The sequence below is a fragment of the Desulfurococcus sp. genome, from assembly GCF_049970475.1.
GTDB lineage: Archaea > Thermoproteota > Thermoprotei_A > Sulfolobales > Desulfurococcaceae > Desulfurococcus > Desulfurococcus amylolyticus.
Window position 1 is genome coordinate 1 of sequence record NZ_JBMFMW010000020.1, and the last position, 15,815, is coordinate 15,815.

The 15,815-nt window shown below is 47.6% G+C and carries 16 protein-coding genes and 1 tRNA gene; 2 read left to right on the forward strand and 15 right to left on the reverse strand.

From position 1 onward, the window contains the following. The 6 genes from ACP5N5_RS02330 to ACP5N5_RS02355 all read right to left on the reverse strand — a co-directional run. On the reverse strand, positions 1 to 415 hold a 415-nt coding region (locus ACP5N5_RS02330; protein ID WP_428132248.1), incomplete at its 3' end, for an NAD(P)/FAD-dependent oxidoreductase. Positions 416 to 481: 66 nt separating this feature from the next. Continuing rightward, positions 482 to 1,399 (reverse strand): hypothetical protein, encoded by a 918-nt coding sequence (locus tag ACP5N5_RS02335; RefSeq protein WP_042667341.1) that lies wholly within the window; start codon positions 1,397 to 1,399, stop codon positions 482 to 484. 66 nt (positions 1,400 to 1,465) lie between these two features. Then, complete coding sequence (locus tag ACP5N5_RS02340) at positions 1,466 to 1,663, reverse strand: hypothetical protein (protein ID WP_042667342.1); 198 nt, start codon at positions 1,661 to 1,663, stop codon at positions 1,466 to 1,468. 18 nt (positions 1,664 to 1,681) lie between these two features. Continuing rightward, the gene (locus ACP5N5_RS02345; protein ID WP_428132256.1) at positions 1,682 to 2,323 is read right to left on the reverse strand and encodes a hypothetical protein; all 642 of its coding nucleotides are present in this window, start codon (positions 2,321 to 2,323) and stop codon (positions 1,682 to 1,684) included. Beyond that, positions 2,323 to 3,555: a DUF58 domain-containing protein gene (locus tag ACP5N5_RS02350; protein ID WP_428132262.1), complete on the reverse strand. Its 1,233-nt coding sequence runs from the start codon at positions 3,553 to 3,555 to the stop codon at positions 2,323 to 2,325. The genes ACP5N5_RS02345 and ACP5N5_RS02350 overlap by 1 nt, the downstream gene beginning before the upstream one ends. Next, complete coding sequence (locus ACP5N5_RS02355) at positions 3,552 to 4,514, reverse strand: AAA family ATPase (protein ID WP_428132269.1); 963 nt, start codon at positions 4,512 to 4,514, stop codon at positions 3,552 to 3,554. The genes ACP5N5_RS02350 and ACP5N5_RS02355 overlap by 4 nt, the downstream gene beginning before the upstream one ends. A gap of 334 nt (positions 4,515 to 4,848) precedes the next feature. Here ACP5N5_RS02355 and ACP5N5_RS02360 point away from each other — a divergent pair, with 334 nt between their 5' ends. Further along, entirely contained in the window at positions 4,849 to 6,318 is a 1,470-nt protein-coding gene (locus tag ACP5N5_RS02360) for a DUF2139 domain-containing protein (protein WP_428132276.1), read from the forward strand. Here ACP5N5_RS02360 and ACP5N5_RS02365 read toward each other — a convergent pair. After that, a complete protein-coding gene (locus ACP5N5_RS02365; RefSeq protein ID WP_428132279.1) occupies positions 6,315 to 7,667 on the reverse strand; it encodes an NfeD family protein in 1,353 nt (450 codons plus the stop codon). The genes ACP5N5_RS02360 and ACP5N5_RS02365 overlap by 4 nt on opposite strands. Before the next feature lie 16 nt (positions 7,668 to 7,683). Continuing rightward, positions 7,684 to 8,472 (reverse strand): slipin family protein, encoded by a 789-nt coding sequence (locus ACP5N5_RS02370; protein WP_428132285.1) that lies wholly within the window; start codon positions 8,470 to 8,472, stop codon positions 7,684 to 7,686. Between the two features lie 169 nt (positions 8,473 to 8,641). On the opposite strand from ACP5N5_RS02370, the gene ACP5N5_RS02375 reads away from it, so the two are divergent. Continuing rightward, positions 8,642 to 9,523, forward strand: coding sequence for an EamA family transporter (locus tag ACP5N5_RS02375; RefSeq protein ID WP_428132294.1), 882 nt, complete (start codon positions 8,642 to 8,644; stop codon positions 9,521 to 9,523). Here the strand turns inward: ACP5N5_RS02375 and ACP5N5_RS02380 are convergent. The 7 genes from ACP5N5_RS02380 to serS form a co-directional block, all read right to left on the reverse strand. Next, on the reverse strand, positions 9,520 to 10,728 hold the full coding sequence (locus tag ACP5N5_RS02380) for a permease (protein ID WP_428132302.1): 1,209 nt from the start codon (positions 10,726 to 10,728) through the stop codon (positions 9,520 to 9,522). The genes ACP5N5_RS02375 and ACP5N5_RS02380 overlap by 4 nt on opposite strands. A gap of 28 nt (positions 10,729 to 10,756) precedes the next feature. After that, positions 10,757 to 11,527, reverse strand: coding sequence for a mechanosensitive ion channel domain-containing protein (locus tag ACP5N5_RS02385; RefSeq protein ID WP_428132321.1), 771 nt, complete (start codon positions 11,525 to 11,527; stop codon positions 10,757 to 10,759). Further along, on the reverse strand, positions 11,527 to 12,258 hold the full coding sequence (locus tag ACP5N5_RS02390) for a hypothetical protein (RefSeq protein ID WP_428132305.1): 732 nt from the start codon (positions 12,256 to 12,258) through the stop codon (positions 11,527 to 11,529). Before ACP5N5_RS02390 ends, ACP5N5_RS02385 begins: the two co-directional genes overlap by 1 nt. Further along, positions 12,255 to 12,947 carry a hypothetical protein gene (locus tag ACP5N5_RS02395; protein ID WP_428132312.1) on the reverse strand — a complete coding sequence of 231 codons (693 nt, stop codon included), beginning with the start codon at positions 12,945 to 12,947 and terminating at the stop codon, positions 12,255 to 12,257. Before ACP5N5_RS02395 ends, ACP5N5_RS02390 begins: the two co-directional genes overlap by 4 nt. Before the next feature lie 344 nt (positions 12,948 to 13,291). Continuing rightward, positions 13,292 to 13,376: transfer RNA gene (locus tag ACP5N5_RS02400), tRNA-Leu, on the reverse strand. Between the two features lie 22 nt (positions 13,377 to 13,398). Continuing rightward, positions 13,399 to 14,820, reverse strand: a complete 1,422-nt coding sequence (locus tag ACP5N5_RS02405) for a DUF402 domain-containing protein (protein ID WP_428132328.1) — start codon at positions 14,818 to 14,820, stop codon at positions 13,399 to 13,401. Between the two features lie 101 nt (positions 14,821 to 14,921). Then, the coding region (serS, locus tag ACP5N5_RS02410) for a serine--tRNA ligase (protein ID WP_428132318.1) at positions 14,922 to 15,815 on the reverse strand (894 nt) is incomplete at its 5' end.

The window sequence follows — 15,815 nt, forward strand, 5'->3', positions numbered from 1 at the left end:
CCACTTTCCTCAGTTCAGCCAGTTTATCATAGTCCTTTCCTAGAACGTATACTCCTTGGAGCTCCACTCCTTCAACCTTGTAGGCCTCGGGCTTGGAGCCCGTGGCTATTATCAGGTTGCCGAAGGATACCTCTACACCATTCCTGGTTTTAACAACCCTGTTCTCCGTGTCGACTCCAACTACCTCATCAACTAATATTTCCACTCCTAACATGGATGCGTAATTGTATGGCATTAAGTAGTCTTCGAGGGGTCTGTTACCGGCTATAGCGTATGGGAGTGCGCAGGCTATGGGAATCTTATCGCTCCTAGTTATCATTAAGACGCTTAGCTCAGGGTAGAGCATCCTAGCTGTTAAGGCAGCTGTGAACCCGGCTGCCCCACCGCCTACCACGACTACATCATATCTCCTCATGTTAGATTCGCCAAACACATATATTTATCCATGTACTATATATCAGTCATATATTGTTTTCAAGCACTATTCTTCCAAGAGATCCCTTAGGTTCTCGGGGATAGAGGGCTCCTTGACAGGCTCCTCCTCGTAGAGCTTATTCCTTAATGCCTCTAACTGCTCGATTGGTCTGCCCATGTACTCAGCAGCAGTGATAACCCTTACATCATGCTTCGACCCGTATTCAATGACTTCAGCCATTCTCTCCCTGTATTTGAGGTCGCGGAGGAGATGATGGTCCACGATAACCGTCTTTACCCCGACATCAATAATCTTTTTCAAGTTATCGATGCTGGCCTCGAGGCTCTTAACGGAGTACCTGTAGCCAAGCATGTATGAGAGGGCTCCATCAACCACTATGATACCCGGCTTCTCCTCCAGTATGAAGCCCATGTGCTCCTCTAGACAGGGTCCCTCCACATCGCTTGTGTACAGGAATACCTTGTCCCCATGTCTAATACTCACCTCTACAACGTATCCAAGCCTAGTGCTTGGTCCATGGGGCACAGCCTGGCTCATCTTTACCACTGTATCCCCGAATCTAACCATGCTTCCCTCGGCTACATGAACCTCCCTAGCCAGCTCTTTAACCTGCTTAAGGAACCTTGATGCACGGATCCTCTGGCTTACATTAATATTGTTTACAGGGTCCTTCACGTAGATGATCTTATCACGGTATATGTCGAGAGATATAAGAAAGCCGGGATCGTGGTGGTCGTAGTGGTAGTGTGTTATGATTATAACGTCAGCCTTGTACGCAGCCTCCTCGATCTCCCTTCCAGCCATAATTAGTCTATCAACTTCCCTGGGGTGCGGAGGCAATCCGTATCTCCTGGGGGCTAGTGAGACAGCCGGGTCAATATGTATCCTGACGTCATGGGTTGATATGAATGTAGACATTGATCTAACTCCCATACTATCAAAAGCCAGAAGCCTTACCTCCAAGACCCTCCACGCTCACACAAGAGCTCACACAAGATATAATCTAGATTAGACCAAAATATAAAACACTCAGCCAGCTACAGTAAGCAGCTTCCTGAGCACTGAGAGAGAGGTTGAGAGGAGGGTTAAACCTATTAACAGCGAGAGGAGAGATGGGAGTACTTCACCAGTGTAGAGTAACCATACTGATACAGCTAGGAAGACTATTGATGCAATAAGTAGGATCACGAATGCTGCTTTAACAATATTAGATGTCAAGTAATCCACTATCCCTCACCCGCTACATTACCTTAAAAATAGTGTAAGTATTAAAGCGTACAGTAGTGAAGCCAGAAGCATGAGTCTACCGGGGATTAATCTCCCTCTATAATAGACCGCTAACCCCAGTAGAGCAAGGTAAACCAGTGCATACACGTGTATCTCCATGTAGACATTGATCGAGAGGACGAATGCTAGAACCAGAGATACATACCATAATGCATCCTCAACTCCTTCAACACTGTGCTCCAATAACCCCTCAATCCACGCTAAAGCATCTTCCCCTCCCCGTACCAGGAGCAGTGAAGTAGTGAAGTATATTGTTAAATAAATAAATGACGAAGACCATGCATCAAGACCCGGCAAGCTATTAGTGTTGAGCAGCAACGCTATCAATGCACCGAAGACCAGGAAGAAAAACTGGGTGGAGTAAGTCTCGAGGAACATCACTCCAATCCCTATATTGGGCCCCCTGATCCTATACACGTACTCAAGGAAGCCAGCGACCACGAGTAGGAGTGGTGAGAGGATCAATGAGGGATCAGGTTGGATGATAGTTGAGAGAATTGAGACAACTAGAAGCATAAGTGGGGTTGTACCGATGCCTAGCAGTAGGTCTAATAGCACAAAAGGCAGGAGCAGTATCAGCGTGATAAATAAGTAGATCACTATACAACCACCCTTAAATCCTCCTCGACGATAAATGCCTCAACACCCGTCTCACCCACCAGCTCCCCCACGACCGCGGCGAGTTCTTTTCCCCTTAATCCAGCGTATACATCGTAGTCGAACCTGGGTAAGACCACTATCGTCCTACCGGGTGCCAGGGATGCCATCTCCTTCACTGGGTCAACGCCGTCCTCAACCAGTGTTACAGGATTAGTGACAATGATAACCGAATCATATCTCCTGCCACTAGTGTAGGCAAGCACCTGCTTAATAGTTGACAGGGGGACCTCGCAGCCCCCGCCTGGTTGCAGGGTGCTGATGAGGGAATAGAATGCCTCACTGGGGTCTCTCCAGGCATCGAAGTATATCTTCGGCGACTGCTCCGTGCACATTGCCACATCCACGTGGGCCATCACTGTTGAGAGGCTCTCCAACAGAGATCGAGCGAGCCTCAGCTGCACGTGGGCCAGGGTGTTCACGCCTGAGCCTATCTCCCAGAGCCTTTTACGGATGTCAATCACTAGAAGGATGGAGGGCCTTACATCGCCATAGTCCTCTCTCACCATTAGGTTCCCAGTCTTAGCATAATGTTTCCAGAGTATCCTCCTAACATCGTCGCCGGGAAAGTACTCTCTTATATTAGCTAGATCATATTCTCCACCGAAGGCATGGCCCCTCGTATTGATGCCTGTAATTCTCTCAATACTCTTCAGGGCTTCATCGATCCTTGTGTAGAGGGGTTGAGCAACAATATAATTGCGTAGCTCGATTGATAAGGTATCATAGAAGAATGAAAGCGGATCAGTGAAAACCAGGCGGAGACCAGGAAGGTCGATCCTGCCTGGGGCAAGGGCTTTGACACGATAGCTCAGAATACTCTTCGAGTAGGCTGGGAGGAAAACCGTGAAGACGGGTTTCACCTCTGGCTGGATATACCTCGGGAAATCCTCTATGACGAGTACCCTTGGTATGCTTCTACCGGTGTCATTACTCAACTCCACGCCGATCTCAACGGTCTCAAGCTCCAGGATGCTTCTACTGGGGATTCTCCTGGAGACCTTTACCTCGTTGATCACCGATGAGACATCCCTGAACAAGTAGTATTCACTAATGAAGATGGAGACAGCTAGCAGTGATAACAAGTAGTAGAAGGGGTTCATGGATGCAATGGAGTATATGATAGAGAGCGTAGTGAGCACGAGGTACACTATACCTGTACTTGTAATCTTCAAGGAGGCTCCACCTTCTCGAGGATATCATCTATGATCGACTCAGGCGTGAGCTTCGACAACCTCGCCTCACTCCTCAATATCAGCCTATGAGATAAGGCAGCGTATACAACCTGTTTAACATCATCAGGTATAACATAGCTCCTCCCCTGTATCAAGGCAAGGCTCCTCGAGAGGAGTAGGAGGGCTATTGCACCCCTCGGCGATGCCCCTAGCTTAACCATTGGGTGTCTCCTTGTCGCCTCAACTATGGTGGCTATATACTTCATAATGTTTTCATCCACGTATATCCTCTTAGATAAAGCCATCAGTCTCAACACAGTGTCCCTGTCCAGCACGGGCTTCAAGTCCTCTAGCACAGCTATCTTGTCAAACCTCTTCAAGACCTCAATTGTCTCATCTATTGATGGATACCCTATCATAACCCTGGCCAGGAACCTGTCAACCTGGGCCTCAGGCAGGGGGAAAGTGCCCTCTGTTTCAACAGGGTTCATCGTGGCAATAACTAGGAATGGCTCCGGCAACTTATACGTCTCACCCTCAACCGTTACCTGTCTCTCCTGCATAGCTTCCAAGAGGGCTGACTGTGTTTTAGGTGGCGCCCTGTTAACTTCGTCGAATAGGAGTATATTCGTGAATACTGGGCCCTTCCTGAAAACAAAGCCTCCTGTCCTGGGATCATAGATGTTAACCCCTATCACGTCTGATGGGAGTAGATCCGGTGTAGCCTGTATCCTCTTGAACTCTAATCCAAGTGTGACGGCTAACGCCTTAGCCATAAGCGTCTTAGCTGTACCGGGCACACCCTCGAGCAGTACATGACCCTGTGAGAAAAGAGTTGCAAGGATTATCTGAAGCTCCCTCGTCTTACCCACGATCTTCCTCTGAATATTACTAATGCATGTATCTAATAGCATCTTATAGTATTCAACCTCCCCCTTGCTGACACCAGTATCAGGCATTACTGAGAAACCTCCATGCCACAGCATAACTGTATCTTGAACCATATAAATTAATGTTTTTACAACTGAAAGCCTCGTCCTTGTCCTTTATGGCGGGAATGGAGTGTTTATTAGGTTTTAGTGCTTGCACTATAGCTGGATGGTGGAGTGTTACAATCAAGCCCTCAGATAGGCGGGCTCTGTTCACCCCGACTACCCCCAGATGACTTAAACCCTGAATAGATGCAGGGAACAGTAAGCCACCCTCTCAGGGCGGAGAGGAGGTCAGTCTGTCTACCAGCCATCAGGGTTTAATGCTTAATACTTATATATCTAATATCGGAGGTCACCTAGGATGACATATATTCATCCACCCAGATACGGGCCTGAATGGGGTAGTGGTGGAGTATTTGGGTTAACCTACTACAAGGGGGTATTATATTATACGTTGTCAATGGAAGGAGAAGCCCGCTTCATCCGTGATGATATAGAGGAGATATACAGGTTTCAGTATCTTGGGCCTGGCCCGGCTTCAGGAGGTGATACCTATAATGCCGTGGATGTAGTCGACGATGAGATATTTTTCGGTGGCTGGGTCCACAACCCCGCTGTATTCAAGGGCAAGATGAATGCCTCAGGTGAGATAGACTTCAGGAACAAGTATAGTCATGTCCACTCCTATAACATCAATGAGAGAAGTATCAGGCTACTCTGGAGCGAGAGCATACACGACGAGTACAAGTGGGCCGGTGAGATATCCCAGATAATATATGATCCAGTGAACGATAGACTACTCCTGGGCAGGGCCGATGGACACGTAAACCTAGGCTTGTACTCCCTGCCACGTAAAGGCGGGAAGCTGGAAAGAATCAGCGATGTACCCGGGTTAAAGGGCTCGCTTTTCCTCGACTACGCATGCTTCGACATGCAGCCCAACTGGATGACGGGCATCGATGGTGTCCAATGTGTGGATTTATCAAGCGGTAGGCTCATCAAATACACAGTGGAATCCTGGAGCAAAATATCGGTTGACGGAGGAGGCGTGGAGATACGTGGAAGCGGGTACGCGTTAAGCGCTTACACGAGGTACTACCACTTCTTCCGTGGTGGAGTACTAGTGGGAAACCCGGTGGAACCCTGGATTGATGAGCCCAGGTTCATAAGGCTCTTCGACTTCGGTAAGAACCCTTATGCACCGCATAGAAGCAACGCGCTACCGGTTGCAGGGGGGATTCTGGCACCATTCAACGCTTACACTCATGGCTTCCTCCACGGCTACAGGGAGAGCGATCAGGCCCTTGTCAAATACTATAATACGGTAGTAGGCCCCTCTGTACTGGTGTATATAGCGCCTCCCCAGGCAAGGATAGTGATGACTCTCGGAGCCAGGGTGACTAGCATGACTAAGAAGGGAGGAGAGATTATAATAGGGTACTCGACAACACCTAACCTCGGAGGTAAAGACGCTGCACCAGTTGACGCGGGTTTCAAGGGGCTAACTATAGTCAGTGAGGATGAATTATTGAGTAGTCAGCCCCCATCCATAGTATTCAGGGTATATGGGTGGATGGTTGGAGACGGCTTCTTCGGTGGCATACCCTTAACAGGATACAGGGATCCTTATCTAGTGGTTTACACGAGTAAGCCGAATAAGCTGTTAATTAAACACTATGATGCGGGATTACCCCCTGAGCTCATAGAGGAGATCAGTGTGGAGTTGAAGGAGGGAAGAAACAGAGTTGATTTAAAGGGGTACTGGGGGATAGTATCATTCAAGCTGGAGAACAGCGATCAAGGGGCAAGGATATACATAGTCCTTAACTAGTGGTTATCAGTCTTTTTTCTAACCCTTAGAACACCATTCTCCAGCATCTCCTCCACAATTACCTCCTCACCTGGCGCAATATACTCGTTTGATACAGCCCTCCAGTACTCTCCCTCGACCACCACAAAGCCTATGGATCCAGGCTTTAACTCGTCAATTGCCCTGCCTTTCTTACTAACCGGGAGAAACTCCACGGGTTTCTTACGCCTCACCTTAGCCACCTTATATATAACGATGCCGAATACCCCGCCCAAAAACAGGGAGATCACTAATATATATAGCCTTAAGACAGCAATATATTCACCACTCGGCGAGACTCCTGTGGGAACATAGACCGGTAGCAGTGCGAATCCCAGCGTCAACAATATTATCCCGCTTACACCAACCACGCCGAACCCGGGTATAACGAAGAGCTCTAGAGCTAGCAGTAATGCTCCAAGGATTATGAGGAAGGCTGAAACCATGTTAGCGCTGAACCCGGTGCCGACGAGGCCTAGGAGCAGCATCCCTATTGTCAACGGGAGTATGGCAAGCTTGCCTGAGACAAGAGCGAAGATCGTGGCGAGCATTCCTATCGTGGTAAGTATATTCGCTATATATGAGTTTGAGAGAATGGATATTATGCGAGACCTCATACTACAGGAGAAAGTCTTCATCATTCCCCTATCTATGTTTAACACGTACTCAGTGTCGCCGATTCTCACATGCGCCCCATTCAATGTGGTGAGTAGTTCATCGAAGTTCTCCACCTCTAGATCAGCCACCCTGCTAGCAATAGCGAGGGAGGAGTTGATGGTTAATGCATGGGTTACGAATTCCTCGATTATGGTTTGATTCCTATTACTCCTGCTCGCATAGGTCTTAGCCTTCTCTATTATCGGGTTAAGTATCTTGGGTTCATTGATGAACTGTATCTGACCTGTTAATGGATCAACCATCACGGGCTGCATATCGCCTATGGTTGAATACCTCTGTAGGGCAATAATATTAGCCGGCAGTATTATCAGTGTGGCAGCGCTTAAAGCCTTGGTCTCCACGTAGGCTACAGTAGGCGTCTTAGAGTATAATACTGCATCACCTATTGTGAAGCCAGCGTCCAGGAGGCCGCCATACGAGTTTACACGGTAGATCAAGAGTGAGCCGGTGGACTCGGCCTCCCTTAAGGCATCCATAAAGCACTCAGCTATACCAGTGTCTATGGTGTCGAAGGGTGGGGTTATATCGAGTACTATGGCTTGATTTATAGTCCTTGTGTATGCTTGGCTATTATCACCACTGATGGAGATGACTTGAATGAGTAGTGCCACTACGATGACTAGTGCAAAAAATAGCAATGGGTTTCTAACCAACCCAAGTACACCTATCCTAGCTAGTTTTTTCCTTCTCTTTTAGAGCCTTATATACTCCAATCATAGAGCCCGTTGGTGAAGCCGAGGACTCGGTTACAACGACGAGGGCCTTCTCCCTAGCTATCTCTATTAGGGTCTGCAGCTCCCTCAGCCTTAAAGCTACCGGGTGCTCCTCATACATCTTCGCTGCCTCACCTAGTATCTGGGATGCCTGCCTCTCACCCTCCGCCTCTATGACCCTTGCCCTCCTCCATCTCTCTGCCTCGGCCTGCTTAGCCATAGCCCTCATTAACTCCTCTGGTAGTTCAACAGACTTCAACGTCACAGCCGTGATCTTTATACCCCAGGGCATCGTCAGCTCATCCAGTATACTGGATATCTTCTTGTTTAACTCATCTCTTTTCTGGAGTAGTTCGTCCAGCTCCGATTGCCCTAGTACATCCCTTAGAACGGTTTGTCCCAGCAGGCTCACTGAGTAATGGTAGTTAGCTACCTTTGTAACCGCTGCCACAGGATCTATGGCCCTATAGTATATTACAGCATCAACCTTCACGCTGACATTATCCTTGGTTATTATCTCCTGCTTAGGTACATCAACTGTTATGATTCTCAAGTCTACTTTTAGAAGCTGGTCGATGAAGGGTATGATAAATACTATCCCCGGCCCCTTGGCACCCACTAGTCTGCCAAGCCTGAAGACGACTGCTCTCTCATACTCCCTTATTATCCTTATTGCCGATGAGAGAAGCGGCACACCGATGAATAGTATTATGACTAGTAAGAGTATTAAGGTAAATGATTCCATTATTACACCTCTATAGTAATAGTTAGTATTCAGCTTCTTAATAAACCTACATTGTGTCTATATAGATGGTCTTCACAGCCTACTGGTTTTGATGAATTATCGATGATGTGTGTTATTTTGTGTCGTACCCTATTTATCATTAAGTGTAGCATGCTGACCGGTGGTTGATATGGGTTCGACAGGCATGCTTACAGGTTTAATATATTTAAGCATAAGCATCTTAATGTGGTCGCTTACACCGAGCCTGATAGCTATGGATAAGGCTAGGTATAATAGTTTCACGACCAACGGGTTAAGGGCGCTACTGGCGGGATTGATAACGCTTCCCTTTACAGCTAGAGCGATTTTCATGGATCTATACAGATACCTCGTAGCAGGCGCGGTGATTGGTACAACCGGCATATTGATCGGGGACTCCCTCTACATATTATCGATAAGGAGGCTGGGTCCCGGGTTAGCTGTGATAATCTGCTACACTTACGTGATTACAACCCAGTTGCTTAAACAATTAATTGAGCCTGGTGCAGGCATATATGCGATGCTGCTGGCAGCGCTACTGGCTATAGTAGGGGTATATATTACTGTACGTAGACAGGTAACAATTTTAACCATGAATAAGACGGGGTTGCTGGCTGCATTGATCACTAATATCTCATGGGCTGTGTGGAGCCTACTCTCATGGATCTATATCAGACACATGGGCCTCGATGTGCTGGCCTTAACCACCACTAGGTTGATTATCCCGGGTTTGATACTGCTAGCCTACTCGAGTAGAATATACACATTAAGGGAGCTCTTGACCGAGGCACCCAGAAGGCTTAAGTTCACTATGATTACAGGTGTGACGGGGTATATTATAGGGGGAACGGCATACCTGGAGTCCATGAGATACCTGAATGTAGCACAGGCGACAATAGCGACTTCACTAGTGCCCGTATTAAACCAGTTGATAAGCTCCAAGGTATCAGGGAAAGGAATAATGATGGAGGAGGTAGCTGGAACAATACTGGTTGGTGTATCGATAGCATTGTCAACGCTCTACGGTGGCTAGAGATCCCTCACCCTCTTAACAGCGTAGAAGAACGATGAGAGTCTAAGACATGAGGAGGCAATGAAGACCAGCTTCATGTACTCTAAACCCATTGAGGCTATGAAGGAGCCGGTCTTAGACGCTATCGATGCAGACACATTGTTAGCGATGCCGAGCATTGTTAGGAAGTATATCCTGTCATCTATGCCGACCAGGTATAAGTTATAGATGTTGGACATATTATTGAAAAAAGCCCATGAGAAACCAGAGTATATGTTGAAGAGTATTTGTAGAGGCAGGGTCGATGAGAAAAGATATACGAGTGGGAGGCTTGAAATAGGGAGAACCGCAAGAATCATCACTCTCCTAGGCTTCATCCTGTAATGCATCCTACCCACCACATAGTTGCCTAGTATAGATGCTAATGTGCTTGAGACATTGCCCAGGGATATCCATGTCTCATCACCATGGAATACCTTGATGAGGTAGTAGTTCCAGAGCGCGGATGGAAGGTTAACGGAGAACGTGAGGATGAGCATGAATGACACATAGTTCCTCGGGGCATAGGCATTCATGACACTCTTGAACTTGGACGCCATTAACCAGGGCCCTATCCTCTGGGGAGGCTTTTTACTCATCTCCCACAGCGATGCCAGGAAGCCTATAGAGATTAATGCAGCTAGCAAGGAGATAGCATAGCATATTCTGTAGGCTAGCTTCACGTTATTAATGGCATGGAAGACGATGATGCTTAAGACGAGACCGATGAGTGCAGCCGTGGTTGTAAACATGTTCACCCTGCTGAATAACCTTATAGACTCATCCCTTGACACGACATCGGCTATAGTATCTGAATAGGCTAGCCCACCGATAGAGCCCGTATACTGTGCCACCCCTATGCTTAGTGGGAATAATGGTTTAACCCCTGCTATATCGGTGAAACCGGAGAGGCTCCAAGATAACAGGTTAAGCGATGTAAACGTCTTCCATATTGCTACCCTTCTATCCCTGTACCTGTAGACCAGTGGGAGACCGGTGAGGTTTCCAAGTGCTATCGCCGAGATATTTATGAAGGTAAGGGATCCAACCTCATCAACCGTGAACCCTAGTGCCCTGATGGCGTATGCCTGGTAGAAGATGGAGGGGAGCGTCACGGCTAGACTGTATAGGATGGAGTGATAGATCCACCTGTTTAACCACTGCCTCCTAGCGTCAATGGTGGTCAAACTAGATCACTCTTCAGCAATTCCTTGGCTAGGTTTCAATAATGGCGTCAGGTATGGTTTCCCTGATTCTCCTGGACAGCTCCTCGACTATGCTTCCCAGCTTCCTGTAGTTCCATATGTGCATCTCCACCATGAACTCTAATCTATCACTCTTCATTGATGCCAGATTAATCGCGGGCTCAGAGACCAGGTCCTCTGCTACAGCCTTGATGGATTTAAATATCACGTCTCTCACAACTTCAACACTATAGGTGGCTGGAGCTGTGACACGTACCTTGATTGATAAACCAATTGGTGTCGAGCGATTCACCACAATGGTGTTGATTAGCTTCATGTACGGTATGAACACTCTCTCCATTTCATGTGTCTCACCTATAATTCCCAGGGTATCCATGTCTATGACCCTGAGGAATACACCGTCTACCTCTATCCAGTCGCCTTTCTTAATAATACCCCTCGACCTAACATAGAACTCGGCTCCTAGGTTTCTAAGCACATCTAGGAGCATCGCTATCACTGCCAGCCCTATGATCAATAGTATGATGGAGAAAGCCTGAGTCTCGGGAAACAATATGGCGGCAACGATCACCACTGCTGAACCATATACGACTACTCTGGCGATTTCGAGTATTCTATCAATGTATCTCCTCTCAACCTGCCTGAGCACACCGTATAGTATTTTTTCAAGTATCTTAACAAGTAGCCAGGATGCAAGTAGCACTATTATTGAAGCTATGATCCTCGGTGCCATCATCTCGAGGCCCTTTAGTATAACGTCTATAATGTAGTTCACGTCCATCACCCCATGGTCCTAGGCATAGTGGGGAACTGCTCCGAGTATCTTCTGGCAACATATTCCTCATACTTCGAGAAGATCTTTTCTATAGAGCTAATGTACTCCAGTAGCTCACTGTATTTAGCGATGAGTATCAATGCGTCGCCTTGCTCGAGCACGTGATCTTCATTCATCACTATTCGACCGGCTTTATCATACACCATTAGCATGGCTGGCTTCCCCTTTAATTTATCGAGGAAGTCGCCGAGCTTAACACCCAGCACCCCTCTTTTCCACACCCTGTAAACAGCTACGCCAAGGTTAAAAGCATCAATGATCCTCATTGAAACCCATGAATCCATTAGTATTATAGGGAGGATATTACCTACTATGTATTCATCCAGGCTTATGACGTGTTCAGCCCCCTCGCCCCTAGCGAGCTCCATGTTGCCTCGGGTATTCAACACTATGAAAACCAATGGCACCCCCATCTTTCCAAGGATCCTGGTTACAGCTATGCTATCGCTATCTCTATCCAACGCGATGACACCTATATCGCAGGACTCCAGCTCCCTGTACATGTATAATTCCTCTATGCTATTGAACTTGTTGAAGGCGGCCTTAACCTCCCTGGCAACAGCTTCAACCTCCGGATCCATGCTGAACACATGGAGGGCTGTAGGAGTCTTAATATTTCTCAGTAGCTCTAGTGCAAGTCTGCTAAACCTTGCAGTTGTAACTAGTGCTATCCTCACGATCCATCACCCATGTCGCTGACCGGTTGAAGATACCTTACAAGCCTGCTCCTTAGATCAGTTATTATAAGCGGCTCCAGCCAGCCTAGGTCAACTAAATCTACGCATTCATTATTAACTCTTATAGCTTTTCCACTAATGTTCGTAGCATTAAGCGCGATGAAAGGTTCTATGGACCAGAAGGAATACCTCTTCACGTACTTAGCTAGTGTAACAACTATAGAGTAAGCAGGTGATGCCATCAAGCCAAGTCGTGTGGATTCTCCGCCAAGCTCTCTTGTAATCGATTTAAACCCTGTGAAGAGGCCTTGGCTACCTGAGGGGGCAGACATATATATGATTGCCTCACCCGTTAAGATGGAGTCAACAGCATCGACTACACTATCCGGTGTGAAGCATTTGGAGCCAGCGTTGATGAAGACTACAAGCGAGGATGATGCAAGCCTACTACCATCATATAGGGCCGAGCCCCTACTATATAACTCCTCAGGATAGTGGAGCGGTATACTTGAGGCTACACCTGTTCTTTCACCATAGTAAACGATGTATGCATCGAGAACACTAACTCTCCTCCTTAACTTGCTAAGCAATCCAGCGGCTCGTTTAATATCGCTGGATCTCATGGTGTGGAAAACCACGGTTACAACCGTAGCATGATCACGCCTCTTAAACAAGTTGTAGAAATACATGGAAGTGAAACACCCTTAGCTGAAATATACTAGGATCTCTGTGACTTTAAAAATAATGCTTTAAACCGTTTCCCACCTATAGTTTGGATTTCCGTGGTTGATCCACCGCGGATTCTCCCGGCTCCCTCCCCGTGGCCACCTATGGGTCTCAGAGACACCGTAGATGGACCGAAGGAGAAGAAACAAGTGGGGGAACTCGTGTCCATTATTTCAACCACTTAGGATGCTGTGGATATGGCAGCCACTATCTTGATAACGGAAAAATAAGGATGCTATACCTATCCATCCCGGTTACAACTGAAAGTCTCGTCCTTTAGGGCTGGAGGAGGTCAGTCATAGCTAGGTGCGGGGGGTGGGATTTGAACCCACGCAGGCCTACGCCATCGGGTCCTGAGCCCGACCCCTTTGACCAAGCTCGGGCACCCCCGCACCATTATTTTACTGAAAGGAGTCACGGATTATAAAGGTACCGAGTTGGATCCCTGGCGATCTCCTCAAGCGTCTTCAACGCGTACTCGTAGAGTTGGGGATCAATCAACCCTGCTGAAAATGTTTTCTCTAATTCATCCCTGTCGAGCACGATGGGCTCCCTGCCTGGCGCTACTGCAACATCTACGAGGAGGTCATGGTACTTCACTATGTTGACCGAGAGCTCGGGGGGTGTGTTCACGTTTATATATGAGCCAAGCCATGTGGTATCCCTGTAGTAGTTGTGGACTATATAGGGTTTCCCGGGCTCGACAACCATGTAGTCGAGGTCGCCAGGTTTTCTCTCAACGCCTATTCCATCGTATAAGCCGCTACCCGATATAATACGTTTAATAATCACCCTTACCCCTTCCACACTCCTTTCAATCCTGTGGATCCTGCCTGGTGTTAAATCCAATGCTTCACCAGTTGGCTTAACATGCCTTATATGTATTACCCCGCTTTCAGCCAGCCTGACTAACACGTATTCCCATATACATCTTGAGACTGAATCCCCGCTACATCCATTTACAATACAGTGTTCCATGGCCTCCACTATGTCGCCTAAACCCATGGAGCGTAGTGAGTGATGTCCCCTAATAGTTGGGGTCACGGTACCCCTTATATCATCCAGTATATTCTTCGAGAGACTGGTGAAGCCTATGACACCTACTAGCTCACCCCTGTAAAGCTTTAGAGGGGCATCTGCTTCACTAGCCTTACTCATTACCCTCTTGTACTCGTTTAGCAAGAACTCTATCTCACCGAGTATTTCACTTGGCTCAGCGAACCTCGCGCTACTTCTGAAATGGACCCCTAGATTACCACCCATTAAACGTGACACTGCTAGAGCAGTCAACCTGGCTTTTAAACCTGGATCCCTGATGTGCTCGGAGAAAGTTACCTTCTGCATCCCGTGGATTAATGCTACTAGTTTACCCAGTAGCCTAAAGCTCCTCGTCACGCTTATCTTCTCCCCAGGGTATAAAGCCGTCTTCGCAACACCCACTATAACCTTATCACCCGGCTTCTCCCTGCAGGGAGTTAGCTCAGTCTTGAAGTCCCCGGTGTCAACTATACAGGTATCTCCCGTGTTCTTCTCTACTCTAGCAAGGTATATTGAGTGAAGCTCTACCTGTGAGATCGATCTAAAGGTGTATGGAATGGCTGAGACTATGTCGTTGTATATCTCTCTAGCCTCGCTGGGAAACCCTATCACAACTACTCCATCACCATCATCCTTGTCCTTAACCGTGACATCACTCGGGGAATTATCGATGCCTATGTTGAACCTAGACGCTATCTTCTCGCTTGGCTGCACTATTGAATGCCCCTTATCCATTAACAGCTTAGTTAACGCTGTAGCATATATACCCCTGATCCTCACTTTGGCCAAGGCTGCCACCACTGGTTCAACAAACCGGATTAAACACGGGGAGAGACAGTACTACATGGATCCCTGATAAACATAACATGACTGATGGGGGAGCCAGTGCACGGGATTTATTAAGCTCTCTCTCTTTTCACCGGGTGAATGTAGTCTCTGGGTGCCTTATTGAATACCTCGAGATACTTCCTCAGGACCCTCGGTACAGTTACTGTTCCATCCTCGTTCTGACGGTTCTCAAGTATGGATGTAATAGTCCTCGTGCTCGCTATAGCCGTGCTATTCAATGTATGCACATACTCCTTCACCATCCCTTTCCTACGTACAAGCCTCGTCTTCAACCTGTAGGACTGCCAGTCAGTTGTATTACTGCAGCTGACCATCTCTCTGAAGAGCCCCTGTGCAGGCATCCATGTCTCTAGATCATATTTCTTAGCGGCTGGGGCGCCTAGGTCGCCGCTGGCTATGTTGACCACCCTGTAGGGGAGTTCGAGCCCCTTGAAGAGATCTTCAGCATTCCCTATCAACTCCTCCATTAACGCCCAGCTCTCTTCGGGCTTGGCATAAACGTATTGCTCGACCTTATGGAACTGGTGAACCCTGAATATACCCTTTAAATCCCTGTTGCCGGCTCCAGCCTCCTTCCTGAAGCAGGGGGATACACCCACATACTTCAATGGCAACTCCTCCTCGGGTATCTCCTCGAACGCGTGGAGCGCTGCAAGCGAGTGCTCAGCTGTGGCTATAAGGTAGAGGTCTTCTCCCTCTATCTTGTAGATCGCGTCCTTGAACGTCGCGAGGTCTATGACGCCGGACATTACCTTGTGGCGTAACATGTAGGGTGGTAAAACTAGTTTATAGCCTTTACTCGTCAAGCTATCTATAGCGTACATCAGTAACGCAATATCCAGGAAGACTATGTCGTCGAATAAATAGTAGAACCTACTCCCAGCAACCTCCCCGGCTTTAACTGTATCATCAAGCCTCAACACGTAATCAAGCATATCAGTGTG